This is a genomic window from Mycobacterium sp., from assembly GCF_019247635.1.
Classification (GTDB): Bacteria; Actinomycetota; Actinomycetes; order Mycobacteriales; family Mycobacteriaceae; genus Mycobacterium.
In genome coordinates, this window is the sequence record NZ_JAFBAR010000052.1 from 1 (window position 1) to 5636 (window position 5636).

Here is a 5636-nt window from a genome sequence, read left to right on the forward strand (position 1 = left end):
GTCTGCAGATCACGGCCTTCGATCAGGCGCATATCGACATACAGCCGCCCGTCGATCTCACCGTAATTGTGGATCGGGATCACATGCGGAGAATTCAGCCGCGCCGCCGCGTGGGCCTCGCGGCGAAACCGCTGCACGAACCTGTCATCAGCCACCAGCCCCGGCGGCAACAGCTTTACGGCCACCGTGCGGTCGGTGGCGGTGTCATAAGCACGCCACACCTCACCCATACCGCCACGACCCAACAACCCCACCAACCGGTACCGCCCAAACGGGGTGCCCTCCACATCAGCCTCCCGGCAAAAGTTTCAGCCACAAACCTTAAGCCGTCGCGTCACCGCCTTGCCAGATCGCGACGCGGCCCAACCGATCGTCGCACCGGCACGGGCGCTAGTCGCGGACGCGCAGCACGACCTTCCCCTTGGCGCTGCGATTCTCCAGCGACGCGATCGCGGCGGCGGCCTCCTCCAGCGGGTAGACCACCGGCTCCGGAGGCGACAGCTTGCCCGAGCCGAGCAGCGCCTCGAGCGCGGCCCACTGCTCGGTCAGCGCACCGGGATGGGTCCCGGCCCACGCACCCCAACCCACGCCGACCACGTCAACATTGTTGAGCAGCAACCGATTTACCTTCACCGTCGGGATCTCACCTCCGGTGAAGCCAACGACCAGCAGCCGCCCCCCCGGGGCAAGGGAGCGCAGGGAATCGGTGAACCGATCACCGCCCACGGGGTCGACCACGACGTCGACGCCGCGGCCGCCGGTCAACTCCTTCGCCGCGTCCTTGAAACCCTCCGCCAACACCACATCGGTTGCGCCGGCGGCGGTGGCGATGTCGGCCTTCTCCTGCGTGCTGACCACCGCGATGGTGCGGGACGCGCCCAACACCGGCGCCAGCCGAAGCGCCGACGTCCCGATGCCGCCCGCCGCCCCGTGCACCAGCACCGTTTCACCCGGCTGCAGCCGGCCGCGCACGGTCAGGGCGAAGTACACGGTCAGATCGTTGAATAGCACCCCGGCGGCCGCCTCGAAGCTGACGTTGTCGGGCAGCCTGAACGCGCGGTCGGGTGATAACACCGCCACCTCGGCCATGCCGCCGGTCAGCATCGTCAGGCCGACGACTCGATCACCCGGCCGCACCTCGGCATCATCCGGCGCCGATCGAACCACTCCCGCGATCTCCGCGCCCAGCACGAACGGCGGCTCCGGCCGGTACTGGTAAAGACCGCGGCTGAGCAGGGCGTCGGGAAACGCCACCCCCGCGGCGTGCACCTCGACCACGACACCGTCGCCGGTGGGTTCGTCGACCTGTGCGATCTCTACTGCATCCGGACCATCGAGCCGAGTCACCCGTGCCGCGCGCATGGCGAACAGCGTACTTCCGGTTCAGAACCCCCCGGCGACCCGCACTGCCCGGCGGACAAGCGCCCTTGCACACTGACCACTACGGGCCCGACGGCGGGCGGACTCGGGGCACCACGCCGTCGCCCGGCGTCAACGCCCGCGCCTACTAAACGCCGCCTCCCGACGCTAGCGTGCATGCTATGCAGCGTTTTCCCCTCGGCCGGTTTTCCGTCTCCCGCATCGGTTTCGGCGCGATCCAGCTTCCCGGTCGGGGGGCGTTCGGGCCGCCGCGGGACCGAGGGGAGGCGGTGGCCGTGCTGCGCCGAGCCGTAGAACTCGGCGTCGACCACATCGACACCGCCCAGTTCTATGGTCCGCAGGTCTCCAACGAACTGATCCGGGAAGCCCTTCACCCCTACCCGACCGACCTCGCGTTGGTCAGCAAGGTCGGTGCCCGCCGCGACGAGTCCGGCGGCTGGATCCCCCTGACCGACGCCGCGGACTTCCGCTCGGATATCGAGGCCAACCTGCGATCGCTCGGGGTCGACCAGCTGGCGGCGGTCAATCTGCGGCTCATCGACAGCGACCGCCCCGACGAACGCTTCGACGAGCTGCTCTCGGTAATGATCGCCGCCCGCGACGCGGGATTGATCGGCGCAATCGGACTGAGCAACATAACCCGTGAGCACTTGCTACATGCCCTGCAGCGCACCGAGATCGCCTGCGTGCAAAACGCCTTCAGCCTCGTCAACCGCTCGTCCGAGCCGGTGTTGCGGGAGTGCACGGCGCGCGGCATCGCGTTCGTCCCGTTTTTTACTTTGCGGTCGCCGTTTGCGCCGCCGGATCAGGTGCTCGGGCACGAGCTCGTAGTGGCCGCCGCGGCGCGGCTCGGTTGCACGCCCGCGCAGGTCGCGTCCGCGTGGATCCTGAGCCTGGCCCCCAACGTGCTGATGATTCCCGGCACCTCCTCGGTGCGCCACCTGGAAGAGAACCTGGCCGTCGCCGATATCGAACTCGACGATGAGACGCGCGAGCAGCTGACCGCCGTGACTACTTGAGTTCGGCCGACGACAGTCCCAGCAGGCGCCGGGCCACCACCAGCTGCTGAATCTGCTGGGTGCCCTCGAAGATGTCCAGGATCTTGGAGTCGCGGCCCCACTTCTCCAGCAGCGATTGCTCGGAATAGCCTGTGGTGCCCGCCAATTCGACGCTCTTGAGGGTGACATCGCTGGCCATCCGGCCGGCCTTGGCCTTGCTCATCGAGGCTTCTTTGGAGTTGGGGATGTTGTTGTCGGCCTGCCACGCCGCGCGCAGGGACAGCAGGTAGGCGGCCTCCCAGTCGGCCTCCATCCGCAGGAACTCGGCGGCGGCGGCGCTCTGGGCGTGCGACGGCTTGTCGTAGTCGATCTCGACGCCGGCGTCGGTGAGGATTCTGCGGATTTCCTCCAACGCGGCGCGGCCGATCCCGACGGCCATCGCGGCAACGATCGGGCGGGTGTTGTCGAAGGTCTCCATCACCCCCGAAAAGCCTTTGCCTACTTCGATTTCGGGGTTGCCCAGCAGGTTGTCCTTGGGGATGCGGGCGTTATCGAAGCGGATGACCGCGGTGTCCGAACCCTTGATGCCGAGCTTGTGCTCGAGTCGTTCGACGGTGACACCGGGATGCTCGCGCGGCACGATGAACGACTTGATGGCCGCGCGGCCTTTCGACTTGTCCAGCGTGGCCCATACGACGATGTGGGTCGCGCGCGATCCGGCGGTGACGAAGATCTTCTCGCCGTTGATCACGTATTCGTCGCCGTCCAGGGCGGCGGTTGTCGTCACGGCCGCGGAGTCCGACCCGAATCCCGGTTCGGTGATAGCCATTGCGGCCCACAGCTTGCCGAGGCGTTCGAGCTGTTCATCGGTGGCGACCGCCGAGATGGCCGCGTTCCCCAACCCCTGATAGGGAACGGATAGCATCATCGCGACGTCACCCCAGCAGGCCTCCAAAGTCTGCAGCAGCGCGGCCATGTTGGCGCCGTTGTGGTTCTTGTCTCTCTCGTCCTCGTCGCGAAGCGCGTCGGCGCCGGCGAAGGCGAACGATTCGGCCGCTCCCTCGAACAGACTGATCAGGGTGTCTAGTTCGACCGGGTAGGCGTGTTCCTTCAGATCGTATTTGCGCGCGATCGGCCGCATCATCTCGGCGGCGCCCTGATGGGTTTTGACGACGACGGTTTGGAGTTTGCGCGGTAACTCGAGATTGATTGCCATGATTGATCTTTCGCTCGGAACCTGGATAACGACTCAGATGACTACGACACCCTCGGCGACCCCGATGGCCCGCAGGTCGCGGTACCAGCGTTCGACCGGGTGCTCCTTGGTGAAGCCGTGGCCGCCGAGCAGTTGCACGCCGTCCAGGCCGATCTGCATGCCCTTGTCGGAGCCGAGCCGCTTGGCCAGCGCCGCCTCCCTGGCGAACGGGAGCCCTTGTTCGGCGCGGGACGCCCCGCGCCAGGTGATCAGCCGCAGGCCGTCGAGCTCGATGGCGATGTTGGCGCACATGAACGCCACCGCTTGGCGGTGGGCGATCGGCTCACCGAAGGCCTGGCGTTCTTTCACGTAGGGGACGGCGTAGTCCAGCACCGCGTGTGAGGTGCCGACGGCCAGCGCCGCCCAGCCCAATCGGGCCAGCGCCAGCGCCTCGGAGTAATCGTCATTCGACGCTTGGTCTTCGCCCAGCAGGGCGCTCAGCGGCACCGACACCTCGTTGAGCTCGACATGGCCCAGGGCCGCGGCGCGAATCCCCATGCTCGGGTCCGGTTTGACGGTCAGGCCTGCGGCGGACGACTCGACGATGAACAACGCCGGCTTGCCATTCAGCTGTGCGCCGACGATGAACAGTTCGGCATTGGCCGCGGCAGGAACCAGGGACTTCACCCCGTCGAGGCGATATCCGGACGGGGTGCGCACGGCGGTGGTCTTCAGCCGGGTGGGGTCGAACAGCGGCTGTGGTTCGGCGATCGCCACGCAGGCCTGCGGGACGTGCTCACCGGCGAACTCCTTCAGGTAGGTCGCCTGTTGCTCGGCGCTGCCCCAATGAGTGAGTGCGGAGGCTACGCCCCCGGGGGCCAGAATCGGCAGCGCCAACCCCATGTCGCCGTACGCCAGTGCCTCGGCCACCAGCACGTTGGTGACGCTCGAGCGGTTCTCGGCGATGCCGTCGAAGTCCTCGGGGATGTTGATCGCGGTGATGCCCAGTTCGGCGGCCTTGGCGATCAGGTCGGTTGGATACGTCGCCGCTTCATCGGCGTCGTGTGCCGCGGGCCGCAGTATCTCCTGGGCGAACTCGTTGACGGTCTCGACGATAATCTTCTGGTCGTCGTCGGGCGTCAGGTCGAAGTAGTCCCGACCGCTGGACTTCAGCCGGGTCGGCGAGCCGCCCAGGTTCTGCACCCGTTTGAACTGACGGCTCGTCGCGCCGGCGGTGGAGAACATCTTGTTCACGCCGTAGCGCAGGCCGCGGTTGAGCGGATCGCGCAGATGGTACTTGTCGAGGAATTCCTGGCCGACGATCGGCGTGAGCAGGCCCAGCGCGACGTCGATCCCGGTCCGCTTGTGCGGCTGCATCCCGACCGCGGTCTGGCGGCTTTTGCTTTTTGGCCGGTTCGGGCGGGAGGCGTCGGATTTGGCAGCAGGAAGAGTGTTGGTCATGGCAGCAGCCTCTGTTGTGGGGGCGATGCGGATAACCGTATCTTACTCCGGAGTAAGATAGAACCTACCTGTTAAGTAGTTCACACGTTGCCCAGCGTGCTCAGCACCCGTTCATGCAAGGGTCCGTTGGTCGCCACCGCGCTCCCACCATGCGGGCCGGGAGTGCCGTCAAGGCTGGTGAACAGCCCGCCCGCTTCGCGTACGAGGATGTCGAGGGGCGCCAGGTCCCACACCGACACCTCCGGCTCGGCGGCGATGTCGACGGCCCCCTCGGCCAGCAGGCAGTAGGACAGAAAGTCGCCGAACGCGCGCACGCGCCACACGGCGTCGGTCAGGTCGATGAAGCGGTCGCGCAAGCCACGATCCGCCCACCCGGACAGGCTGGAGAACGACAGGCTCGCCGCATCCAGAGCCGCCACCGAGGACACCGACAACCGGCGTGGGGCGGCGCCGCTGACCGCCGCGAAGGCGCCCCGACCGCGTGCCGCCCACCACCGGCGCTGCAGCGCGGGCGCGCTCACTACACCCACCGTCGGGACGCCGTCGTCGAGGAGCGCGATCAGGCTCGCCCACACCGGCACCCCGCGGACGAAGTTCTTGGT

At 67.3% G+C, this 5636-nt stretch carries 6 protein-coding genes; 1 reads left to right on the top strand and 5 read right to left on the bottom strand.

All coding sequences use genetic code 11. From position 1 onward, the window contains the following. Both JO236_RS07360 and JO236_RS07365 read right to left on the bottom strand, forming a co-directional pair. Positions 1–287: protein kinase domain-containing protein (locus tag JO236_RS07360; RefSeq protein ID WP_416362182.1), on the bottom strand; the 287-nt coding region annotated here is incomplete at its 3' end. Positions 288–390: 103 nt separating this feature from the next. After that, positions 391–1362, bottom strand: coding sequence for an NADPH:quinone oxidoreductase family protein (locus tag JO236_RS07365; protein ID WP_293326777.1), 972 nt, complete (start codon positions 1360–1362; stop codon positions 391–393). Between the two features lie 179 nt (positions 1363–1541). Between JO236_RS07365 and JO236_RS07370 the strand changes: the two genes are divergently transcribed. Beyond that, positions 1542–2399 carry an aldo/keto reductase gene (locus JO236_RS07370; protein ID WP_293326779.1) on the top strand — a complete coding sequence of 286 codons (858 nt, stop codon included), beginning with the start codon at positions 1542–1544 and terminating at the stop codon, positions 2397–2399. On the opposite strand, the gene JO236_RS07375 is transcribed toward JO236_RS07370, so the two are convergent. The 3 genes from JO236_RS07375 to JO236_RS07385 all read right to left on the bottom strand — a co-directional run. Beyond that, positions 2392–3594 carry an acyl-CoA dehydrogenase family protein gene (locus tag JO236_RS07375; protein ID WP_293326782.1) on the bottom strand — a complete coding sequence of 401 codons (1203 nt, stop codon included), beginning with the start codon at positions 3592–3594 and terminating at the stop codon, positions 2392–2394. The two genes, JO236_RS07370 and JO236_RS07375, sit on opposite strands and share 8 nt — an antisense overlap. 33 nt (positions 3595–3627) lie before the next feature. Then, a complete protein-coding gene (locus tag JO236_RS07380; protein ID WP_293326785.1) occupies positions 3628–5034 on the bottom strand; it encodes an acyl-CoA dehydrogenase family protein in 1407 nt (468 codons plus the stop codon). An 80-nt stretch (positions 5035–5114) separates the two neighbouring features. Further along, the coding region (locus tag JO236_RS07385) for an inositol monophosphatase family protein (protein WP_293326788.1) at positions 5115–5636 on the bottom strand (522 nt) is incomplete at its 5' end.

Excerpts from the sequence above, each read along its gene's own strand:
- JO236_RS07375 (WP_293326782.1), bottom strand. The coding sequence starts at position 3,594 with ATGGCAATCAATCTCGAGTTACCGCGCAAACTCCAAACCGTCGTCGTC.
- JO236_RS07380 (WP_293326785.1), bottom strand. The coding sequence starts at position 5,034 with ATGACCAACACTCTTCCTGCTGCCAAATCCGACGCCTCCCGCCCGAAC.
- JO236_RS07365 (WP_293326777.1), bottom strand. The coding sequence starts at position 1,362 with ATGCGCGCGGCACGGGTGACTCGGCTCGATGGTCCGGATGCAGTAGAG.
- JO236_RS07370 (WP_293326779.1), top strand. The coding sequence starts at position 1,542 with ATGCAGCGTTTTCCCCTCGGCCGGTTTTCCGTCTCCCGCATCGGTTTC.